16 protein-coding genes and 1 tRNA gene are annotated in these 18234 nt (G+C 72.6%); 15 read left to right on the top strand and 2 right to left on the bottom strand.

What is annotated here, in order from left to right:
* The first annotated feature begins 183 nt into the window (after positions 1-183).
* From HDA33_RS06110 to HDA33_RS06055, 12 genes are all read left to right on the top strand, one after another.
* A complete protein-coding gene (locus HDA33_RS06110; protein ID WP_184171861.1) occupies positions 184-783 on the top strand; it encodes a recombinase family protein in 600 nt (199 codons plus the stop codon).
* Between the two features lies 1 nt (position 784).
* Positions 785-2176, top strand: coding sequence for a Mu transposase C-terminal domain-containing protein (locus HDA33_RS06105; protein ID WP_184171859.1), 1392 nt, complete (start codon positions 785-787; stop codon positions 2174-2176).
* The gene (locus tag HDA33_RS06100) at positions 2177-2983 is read left to right on the top strand and encodes an AAA family ATPase (RefSeq protein WP_184171857.1); all 807 of its coding nucleotides are present in this window, start codon (positions 2177-2179) and stop codon (positions 2981-2983) included. It abuts the gene before it with no gap.
* Positions 2984-3541: 558 nt separating this feature from the next.
* On the top strand, positions 3542-4930 hold the full coding sequence (locus HDA33_RS06095; RefSeq protein ID WP_184171855.1) for a CNNM domain-containing protein: 1389 nt from the start codon (positions 3542-3544) through the stop codon (positions 4928-4930).
* Positions 4927-5949, top strand: a complete 1023-nt coding sequence (locus tag HDA33_RS06090) for a hemolysin family protein (RefSeq protein WP_184171853.1) — start codon at positions 4927-4929, stop codon at positions 5947-5949. Before HDA33_RS06095 ends, HDA33_RS06090 begins: the two co-directional genes overlap by 4 nt.
* Positions 5950-5979: 30 nt before the next feature.
* On the top strand, positions 5980-6951 hold the full coding sequence (gene glsA, locus HDA33_RS06085) for a glutaminase A (RefSeq protein ID WP_184171851.1): 972 nt from the start codon (positions 5980-5982) through the stop codon (positions 6949-6951).
* A 110-nt stretch (positions 6952-7061) separates the two neighbouring features.
* Positions 7062-8000: an SDR family oxidoreductase gene (locus HDA33_RS06080; protein ID WP_017489339.1), complete on the top strand. Its 939-nt coding sequence runs from the start codon at positions 7062-7064 to the stop codon at positions 7998-8000.
* A gap of 113 nt (positions 8001-8113) precedes the next feature.
* A complete protein-coding gene (locus HDA33_RS06075; protein ID WP_184171849.1) occupies positions 8114-8947 on the top strand; it encodes an aldo/keto reductase in 834 nt (277 codons plus the stop codon).
* A gap of 135 nt (positions 8948-9082) precedes the next feature.
* Complete coding sequence (locus HDA33_RS06070) at positions 9083-10006, top strand: phage holin family protein (RefSeq protein ID WP_184171848.1); 924 nt, start codon at positions 9083-9085, stop codon at positions 10004-10006.
* 150 nt (positions 10007-10156) lie between these two features.
* The gene (locus HDA33_RS06065) at positions 10157-10807 is read left to right on the top strand and encodes a CDP-alcohol phosphatidyltransferase family protein (protein WP_184171847.1); all 651 of its coding nucleotides are present in this window, start codon (positions 10157-10159) and stop codon (positions 10805-10807) included.
* A gap of 202 nt (positions 10808-11009) precedes the next feature.
* Positions 11010-12230: a glycosyltransferase gene (locus HDA33_RS06060; protein WP_184171845.1), complete on the top strand. Its 1221-nt coding sequence runs from the start codon at positions 11010-11012 to the stop codon at positions 12228-12230.
* A gap of 62 nt (positions 12231-12292) precedes the next feature.
* Positions 12293-12366: transfer RNA gene (locus tag HDA33_RS06055), tRNA-Ile, on the top strand.
* A gap of 306 nt (positions 12367-12672) precedes the next feature.
* On the opposite strand, the gene HDA33_RS06050 is transcribed toward HDA33_RS06055, so the two are convergent.
* Positions 12673-13548 (bottom strand): LysM peptidoglycan-binding domain-containing C40 family peptidase, encoded by an 876-nt coding sequence (locus tag HDA33_RS06050; protein ID WP_184171843.1) that lies wholly within the window; start codon positions 13546-13548, stop codon positions 12673-12675.
* A gap of 441 nt (positions 13549-13989) precedes the next feature.
* Here HDA33_RS06050 and HDA33_RS06045 point away from each other — a divergent pair, with 441 nt between their 5' ends.
* Positions 13990-15201, top strand: coding sequence for a glycosyltransferase (locus HDA33_RS06045; RefSeq protein ID WP_184171841.1), 1212 nt, complete (start codon positions 13990-13992; stop codon positions 15199-15201).
* Here the strand turns inward: HDA33_RS06045 and HDA33_RS06040 are convergent.
* Positions 15122-15796: a M23 family metallopeptidase gene (locus HDA33_RS06040; protein ID WP_184171839.1), complete on the bottom strand. Its 675-nt coding sequence runs from the start codon at positions 15794-15796 to the stop codon at positions 15122-15124. The two genes, HDA33_RS06045 and HDA33_RS06040, sit on opposite strands and share 80 nt — an antisense overlap.
* 516 nt (positions 15797-16312) lie before the next feature.
* Here HDA33_RS06040 and rpsB point away from each other — a divergent pair.
* Positions 16313-17197, top strand: coding sequence for a 30S ribosomal protein S2 (gene rpsB / locus HDA33_RS06035; protein WP_184171837.1), 885 nt, complete (start codon positions 16313-16315; stop codon positions 17195-17197).
* Positions 17198-17302: 105 nt separating this feature from the next.
* A complete protein-coding gene (gene tsf / locus HDA33_RS06030; protein ID WP_017488768.1) occupies positions 17303-18139 on the top strand; it encodes a translation elongation factor Ts in 837 nt (278 codons plus the stop codon).
* Positions 18140-18234: the final 95 nt, after the last annotated feature.

Below are 18234 nucleotides of genomic sequence, written 5' to 3'. Positions count from 1 at the left end.
CTCGGGACTCCGTCGAGTCCGGGGATGTATCGGCAAGCTACAGCTTTACGAGACACGTGACGGAGCCGCGGTGGACCTGTCTCGAGCTGGGCCGATAGCGGCAAGGAGTGTCTCGTGAAGTCGTCGCACCGCGTTCCGTCTCAGATCTTCCGGAACGGGTAGTTTGTGAGGCATCATGTGGTGATGAGGCTTCTGGGGTACACGCGGGTGTCGACGGCGGGACAGGATCCGTCGCTGCAGCTCGACGCTCTCCTTGCCGCCGGCGTGCAGAAGCGGGATGTGTTCTCGGATGTGACGTCCGGGGCGAAGAGCGCAGCGGAGCGTCCGGGCATGAAGAAGCTCCTGGCCTACGCCGAGCCGGAGGACACGGTGGTGGTCTGGCGGATCGATCGACTGGGCCGGTCGCTGATCGACGTGCTCAACACCGTGCACCTGTTTCGGGACCGCGGGGTGAAGATCCAGTCGGTCTCCGACGGGATTGATCCCGAGACTTCGTCGGGGCGGCTCATGCTCGGGATGCTGGCAACGCTGGCGGAGTACGAACGAGAGCTGATCACCGAGCGCGTCAACGCCGGAATCGCCGCGGCCCGCGCTCAGGGCACCAAGTTCGGCCGGCCGCCCGTGGACCCCGAGGTCGTGGATCGCAAGCTGGCGATCGCCGCCGAAGAGCGGGCGAAGGGCCGCACCGCTGAGGAGGCGGCGCGCCTGGTGGGGTGGTCACGGGCGACGCTCTACCGCCACCAGCGGGGTGCCGCTGCTCGCGAGAGCATCGCGCAGGCGTGACATGGACGGGTCGCAGAAGTGGAAGATTCTGCGGCTCCACGTCGAAGACGGTATCCCCCTGGCGAGCCTTGCCCGTGAGGCCGGGATAGGAGAGCGAACGCTCTCGCGCTGGCACAGCCTCTACCGAGCCGGCGGCATCTCGGCTCTCGAACGATCGCAGCGTGCCGACGCCGGCACTCGGCGCGCCGCGCCAGAGCTGGTGGCTTTCGTGGAGCACCTGGCGCTGACCAGGCCCCGCCCGAGCATCGCGACATTGCATCGCCTGACCGCTGTCGAGGCCGCACGAAGAGGCGTGAGTACGCCGAGCTACGCGACGGTGCGGTCGATCGTGCAAGCGTTGGATCCCGGGATGGTGACGCTCGCGCTCGAGGGGCCAGCGTCCTACCGGGACCGCCACGAGCTCGTCTTCCGTCACCGCGCAGAGCGGCCCAACGCCCTGTGGCAGGTCGACCACACTCAGCTGGACATCCTCATCAAGGACCCCAGCGCGAGACCATCCAGGCCCTGGCTGACCACTGTCATGGACGATTACTCGCGGGCGATCTGCGGGTACATGGTCTTCGAGGGAGCGCCCTCGGCGATGAACACGGCACTGGCGCTTCGGCAAGCGATCTGGCCCAAGAGTGATCCCGCCTGGCCGATGTGCGGCATCCCGGACGTCCTCTACGTCGACCACGGCAGTGACTTCACCAGCCATCACCTCGAGTACACCGCGATCGCGTTGAAGATCCGCATCATCCACTCCACGGTCGCCCGCCCCCAGGGCAGGGGGAAGATCGAGCGGTTCTTCCACACCGTCAACACCGAGGTGCTCGCGACCCTGCCCGGGCGCCTCACCCCCGGGAACCCACACCCTTTGCCGGTGCTGGACCTGCCTGGGCTCGACCGCGCCATCGGGGAGTTCGTCGGCCAGTACAACCAGCGCACGCACACCGGGATCCGCACGAGCCCGAAGGCGGCGTGGATCGCTGAGGGATGGCTGCCGCGACTCCCGGAGAGTCTCCAGGAGCTCGACGGGCTGCTGCTGCGGGTCTCCAAGCACCGCACCGTCCAGCGCGACGGGATCCACTTCCAAGGCCAGCGCTACCTCTCGCCCACGCTCGCCTCGTTCGTCGGCCGCACGGTCACCATCCGCTACGACCCCCGCGACCTGTCCGAGATCCGCATCTACGACCACGACACCTTCGTGTGTACAGCGATCGACGAAGCCCACCCCAATCAGCGCTACAGCCTCCACGACATCGAAACCGCTCGCAGGGCCCGCCGCCGGCAGCTGCGCAGAGACATCAACGACCGCATCCCCGCGACTCCACGTCCCTCTACCGCCCCGCCCACGCCCCCGCCGGCACGCCGGCCCAGGAAGCGCCTGAAGACCTACGAAGAGGACGAATAGATGAACCGCGACTTCATCGTCACCAAGGAACACCGCCGCTTCACCGAGTTCGCCGGCGCCATCCGCAAGGACGTCACCATCGGCATCTGCCACGGCGAGGCCGGCGTCGGCAAGACGCAGTCCGCACGCCGGTACGCGCACTGGGACACCCTCGAACCCTTCATCCACGCCTGGGGGCCACGCAGCGAGGCCGACCTGAAGCACTACGCCGCCGCCCACCGCTCCCGCACCGTGTTCTACACCCCCGAAGTCCTCGCCAAGCACCGCGATCTCATGCGCGACATCGAGTTCTACCGCGGCAAGGTCGGTGTACTGATCTACGAGCACCTCTGCGCGATCGGGAAGATCACGACCACCGAAGTGCCTCGCACGATCGACTTCACCCAACTGATCATCATCGACGAGGCCGAACGACTCACCCCGACCTCGCTCGAGCTCCTGCGAGACCTTCACGACCGCCACCACGTCGCCCTCATGTTCATCGGGATGCCTGGCATCGACCAGCGCTTCCGCCACTACCCCCAGCTTTACAGTCGCCTCGGGTTCTCCCACCGCTACCGCGCCCTCGCACGCGAAGAACTGCTGTTCGTCCTGACCCGTCATTGGAAAGGCCTCGGCCGCACCCTCGACCCCGACGACTTCACCGACGCCCAAGCCATTGCCGCGGTCGAACGCATCACCAGAGGCAACTTCCGCCTTCTCGAGCGCCTCTTTCCACAGATCGGACGCGTCCTGAAGATCAACCAACTCGACACCATCACCGACGACGTCATCGAAGCAGCAGCCAGCACCCTCATCACCAACTAACGCCGCATACCCCCACCAGAACCCCGCCGGTCACCGATCAACTCCACACACGGGAAGGGTTCTGAGAGTGGGCAAAAGTCTGGACAGAACCCCGCGGGCCACAAGGCGGGCGCGGCATCCTGCGGCAGGGATCTGGGGTCCACGCCGCCGATCGGAACGGCTCGACGTCCTTCCTCTGGTTCCTGCTGGCCCTCGCCTTCCTGCTGACGAACCTGCCCTCCGGCATCGACCCGTTCCGCGCCGTCGGCCTCCACCTGGGCGCGGCGGCGCTGCTGGGATTCCTCCTGCACGTGCTGACGCGCGGCGCCCCCGCCGCACGCGACTGAGCCGCCGTCGCCGTCGCCCGGCCTCACGCGCCCGCCAGAGCCCCCGAACGCATCCCCGTCCCGCACCCCTTGACGCTTCATCCATGCGTCGGTCAGGCTGTTGCCTTCCCCCCGACCCACAGGAGCCAACGAGCCTGATGAGCCGCGCCGAGCCGAATTCCGGCCCCGCCGACCCTGACAGACGCACCGCCACGCCGCACCGCGCTGACGCCCGAGCGGAGGTGAGCACCTCGTGGACCCGATCCTCCTGTTGATCCTCGGCGTCGTCGTCATCCTCGTGATCATCCTGGCCAACGGCTTCTTCGTGGCCCAGGAGTTCGCCTACATGTCCGTGGACCGGGTGCGCCTGGCCGCCGCGGCAGAGAACGGGGACGAGGCCGCGCGGCGCGCGCTCGCCGTCACCCGGCGCACCTCCTTCATGCTCTCGGGCGCCCAGCTCGGCATCACGGTCACCGGCCTGCTGGTCGGCTACGTGGCCGAGCCCATGGTCGGCGAGGCCCTCACCCAGCTGCTCGGCGGCACCGCGATCCCCGCGTCCGTGGTGATCGCCGTGTCCACCGTGGGCGTGCTGCTCGTGGCCACGGTGGTCCAGATGATCATCGGCGAGCTGTACCCCAAGAACCTGGCCATCGCGAACCCGGACCCGCTGGCCCGTGCCCTCGCCCGGCCCACCCAGGTCTACCTCGCCCTCTTCGGCTGGCTCATCTGGGTCTTCGACAAGTCCGCCGAGGCCCTGCTGCGCCTGCTGCGCATCGAGCCGGTGCACGACGTCGACTCCACCGCCACCGCCCAGGACCTGGACCGGATCGTGGAGGACTCCCGGGACAGCGGCACGCTGCCGGCCGAGCTCTCCGTGCTCCTGGACCGCATCCTCGACTTCCCCGAGCGCGACGCCGAGCACGCCATGGTCCCGCGCTCCCAGACCGACGAGGTCGGCCCCGAGACCACCGTCGCCGAGGTCCGCGCCCTGATGGCCGCGGCCCACACCCGGTACCCGGTGATCTCCGCGGACCACCAGCCCCTCGGCGTCGTGCACCTGCAGGACGTGCTGGCCCTGGGCCACGCGCCCGCCCCGGACCTGCTCGTCACGGACGTCATGCGCCCGGCCACCGTGGTGCCCACCGTGATGCCCCTGCCGGACGTCACCCGCGCCCTCGACGACGCCGACGACCAGCTCGCCTGCGTCATCGACGAGCACGGCGGCTTCGTCGGCGTGCTCACCCTCGAGGACCTGGCGGAGGAGCTGGTCGGCGACCTGCGCGACGAGCACGACGACGAGGCGCACGAGGAGATCGTGCCTGTCGTCGTCGGCGAGTCGTGGGCGCTGCGCGGGGACGTCCACCTGGACGAGCTCGAGCGCGCGATCGGCCACCCGCTGCCCGAGGGTGAGGCGGAGACCGTCTCCGGCCTGCTCATCGAGTCGCTCGGCCGCCTCCCGGAGGAGGGCGAGCGCGTGGCCGTGGACCTGCCCGAGGACACCCGCGACTACGGCGGCGCCGTGCTCTACGACCGCCGCCTCGAGGTGGACGTCCGCCGCGTCGAGCGGCACGTGCCCGCCGACGTCGAGGTGCACCTCGTGGAGACCCCGCGCGAGGACGAGACCGAGGAGGACCCCCGATGACCCAGAGCCCCGTGTTCGTCATCCTCGCCACGGTCGCGCTGATCGTGCTCAGCGCCCTCTTCGTGATCATGGAGTTCTCCCTGCTCGCCGCACGCCGCCACCGGCTGGAGGCCGAGGCCGGCACGAGCCGCGCGGCCCGCGCCGCCCTGCGCAGCGTGGACGAGCTGACCATCATGCTGGCCGGTGCGCAGCTGGGCATCACGCTCGCCACCTTCGCGCTCGGCGCCATCACCAAGCCCGCGGTGGACGCGTGGCTGGGACCGGTGCTCACCGGCTGGGGTCTGCCGGCCGCCGTCGCCGGGACGGCCTCGTTCTTCCTGTCCCTGCTGCTGGTGACCTTCCTGCACCTGGTGGTGGGGGAGATGGCGCCGAAGTCCTGGGCCATCGCCCACCCCGAGTTCGCGGCCAAGGCCGTGGCGGGCCCGGCCCGTGCCTACGTGTGGGCGGTGCGTCCCCTGCTGGCCTTCGCCAACGCCGTGGCCAACCGGCTGGTGGCCGCCAGCGGCGTGACCCCCACGGACCGAGCGGCCGTGGGCGGGCACGACGCCGACTCCATCCGGCAGCTCGTGGAGCACTCCGCCTCCTCCGGCGCGCTGGACGAGCAGGCCCACGGCCAGATCTCCGGCGCCCTGGACCTGCAGGACGCCACGGTGGGGGACCTGGTCTCGCCGCCGCGGGACCTCGTGACCGTGCCGGCGGACGCCACCGCCGAGGACGTCCAGGCCGCCTCGGTGGCCTCGGGCCACCTGCGCATCCTGGTGCGTCCGGCCGACGGCCCCGACGACGGCGTCCCCGGCGTCGTGCACGTGCGGGACACCATGGTGCTGGGCCCCCGCGAGCCCGTGGCCCCGCTCGTGCAGGAGGCGCTGACCCTGCCCGTGGACACCGCGCTGCACGAGGCCTCCTCGGCCATGCGCGCCGCGGGCCGGCAGCTGGCCGTGGTCACCTCCGAGGGCCGCACCGTGGGCGTGGTGACGCTGACGGACCTGTTCCGGCGCGTGCTGCCCGTCTCGGGCTGACCGGGCCGGGCGCCTCGCTACGCTGACGGCATGGACGCCGACCCCATGGACACGACCCGACTCGACGACGACCTGCGGGCGATGCTCGCCGAGGTGGAGTCCGACCGCCGGGGCGAGCCCTCGGACTACCTCGAGGACGTCGCCGGGCAGCACGTGGACGGGTTGGCCGCCGCCGTCTGCACGGTGGACGGGCACCAGGCCGCCGCCGGGGAGACGGACCACGCGTTCGCGCTGCAGTCCGTCTCCAAGGCGCTCACCTACGCGGTGGTGCTCCAGGAGGTCGGCCTGGACGCGGTGCTCGAGCGGGTGGGCGTGGAGCCCTCCGGCGAGGCGTTCAACCACCTGTCCCTGCACGACGACGGCCGCCCCTACAACCCGCTGATCAACGCCGGCGCCATCATGGCGCACGCCGTGCTGCCCGCGGGGGACCACGAGGAGCGGGTGGCCCTGCTGGTGCGCCGCTACAGCGCGCTCGCGGGCGCCGAGCTCGAGGTCTCCCAGGACGTGCTCGACGCCGAGCGCACCCGCGCGGACCGCAACCTCGGCCTCGCCCACCTGCTCGCCGACGCCGGCCAGCTGCCCGTCTCCGCCCGCGAGGCCGTGGCCGGCTACCTGGCCCAGTGCTCGGTGACGGTCACCGCGCCCCAGCTCGCGGTCATGGGCGCCACCCTGGCGGCCGGCGGCACCAACCCGGTGACGGGGGAGCGGGTCCTGGACGAGTGGGTGGCCCAGCAGACCATGTCCGTGATGCTCACGTGCGGGATGTACGACGCCACGGGCCAGTGGGTGGCCGAGGTCGGCGTGCCCGCCAAGTCCGGGGTCTCGGGGGCGCTGCTCGGCGCGGTCCCCGGCGCGCTGGGGATCGCCACGTGGTCGCCCCGCCTGGACGAGCGCGGCAACTCGCGCCGCGGCATCGGGATCTTCGAGGGGCTCAGCGCCCGCTGGGACCTGCACGTCCTCCAGCACCGCGGCGCCCTGCGCGGGCTGCGCGTCTCCCGCTGAGCCTCCGCCTCCCCGCGCCGTCCGGCGCCGCCCCGCGCACCGGCCCCGACGACGGCGGCGCGCCCCGTCCCTTGTCGGCACCGGGTGCGCTCCGCGTAGCGTCGGGGACCATGACCACTCCGGAGAAGAAGGACGCCGCCGCCGCGATCCCCGTGCAGGACTCGCAGCTGGCCCACGACGACCCCCGCACCCGCCACCCGAAGCTCGACGCGCCCGAGCAGCGCCAGGAGGAGCCGGGCCTGGACGTGAAGACCGAGCCGGTGCCGGACATCGGCCTGGACTCGTACCGGGGGCTCGGCCGCCTCGAGGGGCGCAAGGCGCTGATCACCGGCGGCGACTCGGGCATCGGGGCCGCCGTCGCCGTCGCCTATGCCCGCGAGGGCGCCGACGTCGCCATCGCCTACCTGCCCGAGGAGCAGCCGGACGCGGACCGCGTCCTGGCCGCGATCGAGGCGGCCGGGCGCACCGCCGTCGCGCTGCCCGGCGACCTCATGGACGCCGGCTACCGCGAGGGGCTCGTGGAGGAGGCCGCGACCGCCCTCGGCGGCCTGGACATCCTCGTGAACAACGCCGGCAAGCAGATCATCTCCGAGTCCCTCGAGGACCTCACGGACCAGCAGGTGCTCGAGACGTTCCAGGTGAACATCCTGTCCATGTTCACGCTCTCGCGCGCCGCGCTCACCCACATGGGCCCGGGCAGCACCATCATCAACACCACCTCCGTGCAGGCGTACAACCCGAACCCGATGATCCTGGACTACGCCGCCACGAAGGCCGCCATCAACAACTTCACCAAGGGCCTGGCCCAGCAGCTGGGGGAGCGCGGCATCCGCGTCAACGCCGTGGCCCCCGGGCCCGTGTGGTCCGTGCTGCAGGTGTCCTACGGCCAGCCGAAGGAGAAGCTGCCGGTGTTCGGCCACGACACCCCCACCGGCCGCGGCGGCCAGCCCGTGGAGATGGCCCCCGCCTACGTGTTCCTCGCCTCCGGCGAGTCCAGCTACGTGAACGGCGAGACCCTCAACGCCAACGGCGGCACCCCCACCCCGTGACGCCGCGCGGCTCCCGACGGCGGCGCACCGTCGCCGACGTCGGGACCGACGGGGCCCCGGCGTCGTAGAGTCGCCTGCGCACACCACCACCCCGACCCCTCAGGAGCACACCCATGACCTCCGTCCCCACCGTCCCGTTCCACGACGGCCAGTCCATCCCGCAGCTCGGCTACGGCGTGTGGCGCGTCGAGGACGACGTGGCCGCCGACGTCGTCGCCCAGGCGATCCGCGCCGGCTACCACCACATCGACACCGCCGCGATCTACGGCAACGAGGAGGGCGTGGGCCGCGCCGTCGCCGCCGCGGGCGTGCCGCGCGAGGAGCTGTTCATCACCACCAAGGTGTGGAACTCCGCCCACGGGTACGACGAGGCGCTCGCGGCCCTCGAGGAGTCCCTCGGCAAGCTCGGCACCGACTACGTGGACCTGTGGCTCATCCATTGGGCCAAGCCGACCCAGGGCCGCTACGTGGACACCTGGAAGGCCCTCATCGAGGCCCAGCGCCAGGGCAAGGTGCGCTCCATCGGCGTCTCCAACTTCCCGGCGGAGCAGCTCGAGGAGATCATCGAGGCCACCGGCGTGGTGCCCGTCATCCACCAGGTGGAGACCCACCCGTACTGGCAGCAGCGCGAGCTGCGCGAGGTGGAGGAGCGCCACGGCATCCTCCACGAGTCCTGGTCCCCGCTCGGCCAGGGCGGCGAGCTGCTCGAGGACCCGGAGATCACCGCGATCGCCGAGGCCCACGGCGCGACGCCGGCCCAGGTCGTCATCGCCTGGCACCTGGCCAAGGGCTTCGTGGTGATCCCCAAGTCCGTCACCTCCGAGCGGATCGTCTCCAACCTCGCCGCGGCGGACGTGGAGCTGACCGAGGACGAGGTCGCCCGCATCGACGCCCTCGACCGCGAGGACGGACGCATCGGTCCGGATCCGGCCACCATCGAGTTCTGATCCCGCGCCCTCCCGAGGCGCCCGGCCCGTCCCCTCGGGGACGGGCCGGTGATAGTTTGAAACCTGAATGCCCGGCGTCCGCCGCGCGGCTCGGGCCTCGCATCTGTCCATGCACGACACGGAAGGCATGAAGCCATGTCCCATCAGGCCCCTACCGCCGACGCGCTGAAGGCCCCCGCGCCGCGTCCCGCCGTCCCGGTGACCCCGCAGACCCGAGCGAGCTCCCTGACCGACCTGCTCGGCGCCGTCGTGCGCCTGCTGCCCCTGCAGATGAAGGACGAGCTCGCGCTCGCCAAGGGACACGTGGCCGCCAAGGGCAAGAAGGCCGGCATCGGCGCGGGCGTCACCGTGGTGGGCCTGGTCTTCCTCGCCCTCATGGTGGTGGCCCTCGTGGTCGCCCTCATCGGTGCCTTCGCCGATCCCACGTTCTGGTTCCCGGCCCTGATGGTCGCGGCGGCGTTCCTCGTGCTCGGCGCGATCTTCGCCGGCATCGGCCTGTTCATGGTCAAGGGTGCGATGCCCCTCGTGCCGCAGGAGACCGTGCGCAACCTCGAGTACGACCTCGGCTACCTCAAGGAGGGCAACGCCTTCGACCCGGCCGAGTACGACCGCCTCAAGGCGGAGCGCGCCGAGGCCAAGCGCGTCGAGGCCAAGCGCGCCGAGGAGCGCAAGAAGGTCGAGAAGGAGGAGAACAAGAAGGCCCGCAAGAACGGCGAGGCCGCTCCCCACCCGGACCGCGACGAGGCCTCCGAGGCCGAGATCCGCCGTCGGGCCGACCTGCGCCGCCGCCACCTGGGCGACATCCGCTCCGGCCTGGAGGAGAAGACCAGCGTCAAGGGCCAGCTCGCCGCCTTCGCCGCCCAGCGCAAGGGCCGCGGCGTGACCCCGCAGACCGCCCACGCCACGGACCAGACCGCCCCCTTCACCGGTGCCGCCCGCGCGGGCGAGAAGGCCGCCGAGGCCGAGGACTACGTGAAGGACAACTGGCAGCCGCTCGCCCTGCTGGGCGCCTCCTCCGCCGCGTTCCTCGCCCTGGCCGGCCGCCTGCGCCGCCGCTGAGCCCGCCCGGGAGGGTCGCCGCCCTCCCGCCCCGCCCGTCAGGGCGGCCCACGAGGCCCCGATCCGCACGGATCGGGGCCTCGTCGTCGGTAGGGTGGACACCGGGCCGACGCGCGCGTGCGCCGGCCCGCGGACACCGAGGAGAGCGGCATGCGCCTGATCGACGTCGGCCTGCGGGAGGGCCACGAGTACCGGGTGCGGGACACCTGGCTCACCGTGCCGAACGTCATCACCCTTGTCCGGCTCGCCCTCGTGCCCGTCTTCGTGTGGCTCACCGTCACCGACCAGTTCCTCGCGGCGTTCCTCACGCTCGCGTTCCTCTCCAGCACCGACTGGGTGGACGGGTACATCGCCCGGCGCTTCGACATGATCTCCACGGTGGGCCGCTGGCTGGACCCCGTGGCGGACCGGCTCTCGCTCGTGACGGTCGCCCTGACATTCGTGCTCACCGGCATCGCCCCGGCCTGGCTCGTGCTGTCCATCCTGATCCCGGACGTGGTGCTGACCCTCGTGTGCCTGCGCCTCTTCGGCGGCAGCCCGGACCTGAAGGTCACGGTGCTGGGCAAGGTGCGCACCGCCCTGCTGCTGGCGGGCACCCCGCTGCTGCTGCTCGCCCGCGTCCCAGGGGTGGACCAGGACCTGTGGGGCGGGCTCGCCCTCGTGCTCGTCGGGGCCGGCTGCGTCCTCCACGTGCTGGCCGCCGTCGACTACCTCGCGCGTGCCGTCCGCAAGGCCCGCGAGCTGCGGGCCGCCGGCGTCGACCCCCGCGACCGCCGCGCCCGCCCGGCCCAGGGCGCCTGAGCCGCGGGCCCGGTCCGGGACCGCGGCCCGGGGCGCCCGGCGCTGGGCCGAGAGCCGAGCGCCGAGGACCGAGCGGGGCGTCCGGAATGCGGGACGACGTCGTCCCCCGCGCGCGGACGCCCGCCCCGCGGTTGCTACCGTGGGAGCCGCGCCGCGTCCGCCGCCGCGCGCCCCGCCACAGCCGACAACAGAAGGGACCTCCGTGTCCGACCGCCCCGGGACCGCCGCCGACCGCCCCCTCAAGGTGCTGATCGCGGCGGACACGTACCCGCCGCACGTGAACGGGGCCGCCACCTTCTGCCACCGCCTCGCCACGGCCCTGCACGCGCGCGGCCACGAGGTGCACGTGGTCATGCCCCGCGGGGAGGCCGGCCCGGACACCGTGGAGGAGCGCCCCGAGGCCACCGTCCACCTGCTGCGCGCCATCCCGGCCCCCACGCACGAGTACTACCGCCTCGTGATGCCCTGGCACGCCAAGGCGGCCTTCCGCCGCATCTACCGCGAGGTCCAGCCGGACGTGGTGCACGTGCAGTGCCACTACATGGTGGGCGAGGCCGCCATCAACGAGGCCGAGCGACGGCGCATCCGGATCGTCTCCACGAACCACTTCATGCCCGAGAACCTCGAGCCGTTCCTGCCGTTCCCGCAGTGGTTCCTGGACATCGTCTCCCGGGTCTCCTGGCGGGACATGGGCCGGCTGATGGGCAAGGGCGCCGCCGTCACCACCCCCACGGCCCTGGCCGCCCGCGCCATGGCCGAGCACGCGGGCCTGGACAACGTGCTGCCGGTGTCCAACGGCATCGACGCCGCCGCCTACGAGCTGCAGCATGGCGAGACCGTGGACCATCCCGGGCATCCCGTGGTGCTCTTCGTGGGCCGCCTGGCCGTGGAGAAGAACGTGGAGGTGCTGATCCGCGCGATCGCCCACCTGGCCCACGTCCGGCCGGACCTCGACGTCCACGCGGAGATCGTCGGCGACGGCGAGCAGCGCGACCGCATCCGCGCCGCCGTGGAGTCGGAGGGCGTGGCCGACCGCGTCCTGCTGCGCGGCCACGTCTCCGACGAGGAGCTGCGCGCCGCCTACCTGCGCGCGGACGTGTTCTGCCAGCCGGGCACCGCCGAGCTGCAGTCCCTCGTGACCCTCGAGGCGCTCAGCGCCTCCACCCCCGTGGTGCTCGCCGACGCCCTGGCCCTGCCGCACCTCGTGGACGAGGGCGTCAACGGCCACCTGTTCCCGCCGGGGGACCACGTGGCCCTCGCCGAGCGGGTCGCTCGCATCCTGGACCTGTCCGAGGCCGAGCGCGCCGCCATGGGGGAGGCCTCCCACGCCAAGGCGATGCACCACTCCGCGCAGAAGACCGTGGACGTCTTCGAGCGGCTGTACCGGGGCGCCACCCCGGCCGAGGTGCGCGAGCTGCTCTGAGGCTCCGCGGCCGCGGCGTCGCCGTCGGTAGGATGGGGCGGGCCCGCGAGCGCGCGGGCGGAGGGGCGTTAGCTCAGTCGGTCAGAGCAGGGGACTCATAATCCCTGGGTCGCGGGTTCAAGTCCCGCACGCCCTACGGAGGGCATGAGCCGGGCCGTCGCCGTGTCAGCGACGGTCCGGCTCATGACTTTTCCGGGCGCTTGTCTCGGGGGCTCGTTCTCCGTCGGATCGACGAGAACGCGCAGGATCGACGGAACGGCCGTCGATCCGGGCCATTTCCGTCGATCCGGGCCATTTCCGTCGATCCGGGCGGATTCCGTCGCTCCCGCGGGAGCCGGGGTCCGGGCGGGGGTCTCCGGCTCGAACCGGCGGCGGCAGACAGAGCGGCCCCCGGTCCGCGCGTCAGCAGCGCGGGCCGGGGGCCGTCGTCGTGTCCGGGGGCTCAGTAGCGGGCGGCCACCGCGAGCATGTCGGACTTCATGATGGTCATCGAGGTGAACACCAGGTCGGCGTCCTCGTTGAGGGCGTGGGCCAGCTGGCCGCCGCCCATGTACATGGCCACGTGGAAGATGCGGCCGGTGGACTGGTTCGCGTAGAACACCAGGTCGCCGGGCTGGGCCTGGGAGATCGGCACGTACGACTTGGCGGCGTTGTACTGGTCGCCGGCGCGGCGGGGGATGGAGATGCCGGCCTTGGCCATGGCCTGCTGCGTGAGGCCGGAGCAGTCGAAGCCGTACGGGCCGTTGCCGCCCCACAGGTAGTACGAGGACGGGTTCTGCACCTTGGAGCGCACGAAGTCGACGGCGGCCTGCTTGCCGTTGGTCACAGGGGCCGGGGCCGGTGCCGGGGCGGAGGAGGCGACCACGGAGGTCTTCAGCACCATGCCCGGGTGGAGCATGGTCGAGGAGGTCATGCCGTTGATCGACTGCAGCATGGAGGCGGAGACGCCGGTGCGGTAGGAGATGATCCACCAGCCGTCGCCCGCGAGCACGGTGTAGGTGGAGGCCGAGGGGGCGGGAGCCGGGGCCGGGGCGGCGGTGCCGGAGGTCTTCAGGACCATGCCCGGGTGGAGCATGGTCGCCGAGGTCATCCCGTTGAGGGACTGCAGCGTGGACATGGACACGCCGGTGCGCTGGGAGATGACCCACCAGCCGTCGCCGGCGCGGACGGTGTAGGTGGTCTCGACGGCCTGGGCCGTCTCGGCCGCGGTCACCGAGCCGACGCCGGCCAGGGCGCCCGCGCCGAGGGCGAGGGCGAGGGAGGCGGCGGCGGTGCGGGGGGCGCGGCGGGAGGCGGCGCGCGAGGAGGTCACGGACATCGGATCTTCTTCCCGGACAGGACCGGCGGCCCGTGAGGACCAGGCCTCGGGGCGTTGCCCGGAACGAGGCCGGACCGCTGGTGCGAGTAGTGAACAGTGCTGATGACCGGGATCGCGAGAGCGAGGAGGAAGCCCCGGTTCCGGACCGGCCGTAACCGATCCGTGACCGAAGATACACGATCGTTACCCAAACGCAACATTACATTCGCGTGGCGCCCAGGTGCCTGGGATTGAGCTTTCGCGAGCGCTGTGGCATGGCGGCCAGCGGGGAGACCGCGTGGGCGGGCGCGGGTCGCGCACGGGCCCGCGCGAGATGGGAGCGGCGCGCACGACGGGCGCGGAGCCGTCCCGAATGTGGGCCGCGTCACACTGTAGCGCCTCGCCGTGCTTCCGTGGCCCGCCCTGCCGGATCGGGCGCGCCGCGGCGCTAGCGTGGGGAGGGTGAGCCCCTCCCGCCCCCTGCGCCTCCTCATGGACGCCCGCTACACGCGCACCGACTTCCACGACGGGATCTCCCGCTACGGCGCCAGCCTGACCGAGGCCGTGGCGCACCGTGCCGCCGCCGAGCGGGGGGAGGGGGTCGACGTCGAGGTGGCCATTCTGATCTCGGACGAGCGCCAGCTGGCGCTGCTGCCGAAGGGCGTGCCGTGGCACCGCGTCTCCGGGCCGACGTCCTCGCGCGAGCCGTTCGTGGCCCGCCAGGTGGCCCGCCTGCGGCCGGACGTCGTGTTCTCGCCCATGCAGACCATGGGCTCCTGGGGTCGGCGCCACGCCCTGATCCTCACGCTCCACGACCTGATCTACTACGAGCACCGCACGCCCCCGCAGAACCTCCCGGAGCCCATCCGGTGGCTCTGGCGCGCCTACCACCTGACGATGACGCCGCAGAGACTCCTGCTCGACCGCGCCGACGCCGTGGCCACCGTCTCCCGCACGACGGCGGACCTCATCGCCGCGCACCGGCTCACCCGCCGCCCGGTCGACGTGATCGCCAACGCCGCGCAGCCGGTCCCGCGGCCCCGGGACCCGGAGGAGGCCCCGGAACGGACGCTCCTCTACATGGGCTCCTTCATGGACTACAAGGACGTCGAGTCCCTCGTGGACGCCGCGCCCCTGCTGCCCGGCTACGCCCTGCACCTGCTCTCCCGGATCGACCCGGCCCGCCGCGCGCAGCTCCAGGAGCGGCTGGAGGCGCGCCGCGCCGCCGTCGGCGAGGACGGGGCGGAGGTGGTCTTCCACGACGGCACGGACGAGGCCGAGTACGTGCGGCTGCTGCGCCGGGCGACCGCCGCCGTCACGCTCTCCCGGGCGGAGGGCTTCGGCCTGCCCGTGGCCGAGGCCATGGCCCACGGCACCCCGGTGGTCTGCTCGGACCTGCCGATCTTCCGCGAGATCGCCGGCGCCGGCACGCCCTCGTTCCGCGGCGTCCCCCTTGAGGGGGACCGTGCGGCCGCCCTGGCCGCCCGCGTCCGCGAACTCGAGGACCCGGCCGTGTTCGCGGCGGCATCCCGGGCCGGCGTCGCGCAGGCGGCGCGGTTCAGCTGGGACGAGTCGGCGCGGCGCCTGCTGGAGCTCACTCGCGAGCTGGGGCAAGCCCGGCGGGCGGAGGCGCCGCGTGCGGCCAGAGGACGGAGGGGCCGCTCCAGCCGATGAGCACGAGCGGGTCCAGGTAGCGGTCGAACGTCGCGTCCCCGAAGCGCCAGCCGTCCGGCACGCGCACGCCCCAGTGCACGCACGGCACGGCGCAGTGCGCCGGCGCGTCCGCCACCGTCCCCAGCGGCGCCCCGCGCTCGAGCCGGGCGCCCACCGGTGCCGCGGCCTCCACCGGCTCCAGGGAGCTGCGCGTGCCGTCCGCGTGCTCGAGGGTCACCACGGGCCGGTCCACCACGGTCCCGGCGAACACCACCGTCCCGGCGGCCGGGGCGAGCACCGCGGCGCCCGGCGACACGGCCAGGTCCACGCCCCGGTGTCCGCGCCCCCAGGGGCGCTCCGGCGCGGCGAAGGGGCGGAGCACGTCGCCGGGCCGCACGCCCGCCGCGGGTGCGGTCCAGGCCCGGGCCGGCGTCGCGGCGACGGCGAGCCGCGCGTCCGCCGTCGGTCCGTCCTCCGCCCGGATCGACGACGGGGTCGCGGCCCCGAACCAGGGACCGCATGCGAGCCCCAGCACGCAGAGCAGCAGGACGGCGAGGAGACGATGTGGGCCAGCGGCGGGGTGGGCTCGGCGCGGGACGGGGGAGCGGGCGGTCATGACGCCACCCTGGACCGCGCGCACCGCCGACGGGGCGGCCCCCGGCGTGGCCGTGGACGACGGCGGCCCGGCGGGCCCCTGTGCAGGAGCAGGCGCCAGCCGGACCGACGCCGACCTCGACCTTCGGTCCGGCGTCGGCTCCGCCCCCGGCTCCGGCGTCGACTCCCGCCTTGACCCCCGCCTCCGCGTCGACCTCCGGGGCGGCGGGAGCACGGACCGGCCTGGGGTAGGATTCACCTCAGCGGTGTCCTGTGACCGGCCCTGTGCCGTGCCCGGGACGCCGACTCCGCGCATCGCGGTGGACCGCCCCGGCGGTCCAGCCCCCACGCTCGGTCCCGTGTTCGCCCGCCCTCCTCACGCGAGGGTGCGGCCGCGGGTGCTCGTGGGGCCCGGCAGCCCGCCGTCTCGATGCCAGGGGCCGCCCGACCGGGTCGGCCGCCAACCGTCAAGAAATCGACCGGCAGACCGCCCGCGCGCGCCGCGCGGGGTGCCACGGCTGCCACAGAAGGGAACGTCATGCCCGTCGTGACCATGCGCCAGCTCCTCGACTCCGGTGTCCACTTCGGCCACCAGACCCGCCGCTGGAACCCCAAGATGAAGCGCTTCATCTTCACCGAGCGCAACGGCATCTACATCATCGACCTGCAGCAGTCGCTGTCCTACATCGACCGCGCCTACGAGTTCGTCAAGGAGACCGTCGCCCACGGCGGCACCATCCTCTTCGTCGGCACCAAGAAGCAGGGCCAGGAGGCCATCGCCGAGCAGGCCGGCCGCGTCGGCATGCCCTACGTGAACCACCGCTGGCTCGGCGGCATGCTGACCAACTTCTCCACCGTCTCCAAGCGCGTGCAGCGCATGAAGGAGCTCGAGGAGATCGACTTCGAGGACGTGGCCGGCTCGCAGTTCACCAAGAAGGAGCTGCTGCTCCTCAACCGTGAGCTGGAGAAGCTGCAGGCCAACCTCGGCGGCATCCGCAACATGTCCAAGACCCCCTCCGCCGTGTGGGTCGTGGACACCAAGAAGGAGCACCTCGCCGTCGACGAGGCCAAGAAGCTCGGCATCCCGGTGGTCGCCATCCTGGACACCAACTGCGATCCGGACGAGGTCACCTACCCGATCCCGGGCAACGACGACGCGATCCGCTCCGTCAACCTGCTGACCCGCGTGGTCGCCGACGCCGTGGCCGAGGGTCTCATCGCCCGCCAGGGCGGCAAGTCCGGCCAGTCCGCCGCCGAGCCGATGGCCGAGTGGGAGCGCGAGCTGCTCGAGCAGCACAACGCCCAGCAGGCCGAGCAGGCCGAGGCCCCCGCCGAGGCTCCGGCCCAGGCCGAGGAGGCCCCCGCCGAGGCTCCGGCCCAGGCCGAGGAGGCCTCCGCCGAGGCTCCCGCCCAGGCCGAGTGATCCCGCCCGGTCCGTCGGCCCGGCCCCACCGGGCCGGGCCGACGGACCGGACCAGACCCCCCGAACATCCCGCACGAACCCCACCACGGGAAGGACCGAACGAGCATGGCGAACTACACCGCTGCTGACATCAAGGCCCTGCGCGAGCGCACCGGCGCCGGCATGATGGACGTGAAGAAGGCTCTGGACGAGGCCAACGGCGACGCCGAGAAGGCCATCGAGATCATCCGCGTGAAGGGCCTCAAGGGCGCCACCAAGCGCGAGGGCCGCTCCGCAGCCGAGGGCCTCGTGGCCGCCACCGTCGAGAACGGCGTCGGCGTCATGATCGAGCTCAACTGCGAGACCGACTTCGTGGCCAAGGCCGAGAAGTTCATCACCCTGGGCGACGTGGTGCTCCGCGCCGCCGTGGCCTCCGGCGCCGCCGACGTCGAGTCGCTGCTGGCCTCCGAGCACGAGGGCCGCACCCTGGGCGACCACGTGATCGAGGAGGGCGCGCTGCTGGGCGAGAAGGTGGCCGTGCGCCGCCTGGCCCGCGTGGAGGGCGCCCTGGTGGACGCCTACCTGCACAAGACCTCCAAGGACCTGCCGGCGCAGGTGGGCGTGCTGCTCGCCGTCGACGCCGACTCCGCCGAGGCCAAGACGGCCGCGCACGACATCGCCGTGCACACCGCCGCCTACTCGCCCACGTACCTCTCCCGCGAGGACGTCCCGGCCGAGACCGTCGAGAACGAGCGTCGCATCGCCGACGAGACCGCTCGCGCCGAGGGCAAGCCGGAGCAGGCCCTGCCGAAGATCGTCGAGGGTCGCCTGACCGGCTTCTTCAAGGAGATCGTCCTCGAGGACCAGCCGTTCGCGAAGGACCCGAAGCAGACCGTCGGCAAGGTCGCCTCCGACGCCGGCACCAAGGTCACCGGGTTCGCCCGCTTCCGCGTCGGCAACTGATCGCCGCACCCGGACCGGCCGCTCCCGGTCCGCGCCCCGCGTGGGCGTAGGATCGGGGGCGAGCCCAGGTCCGCACCGGCGCCGCCAGGCGCCGT

The organism is Micrococcus endophyticus, from assembly GCF_014205115.1.
In the GTDB taxonomy this organism is placed as follows: domain Bacteria; phylum Actinomycetota; class Actinomycetes; order Actinomycetales; family Micrococcaceae; genus Micrococcus; species Micrococcus endophyticus.
Note: the sequence above shows the minus strand (reverse complement) of the source record. Positions and strands in the feature narration are given on the sequence as shown.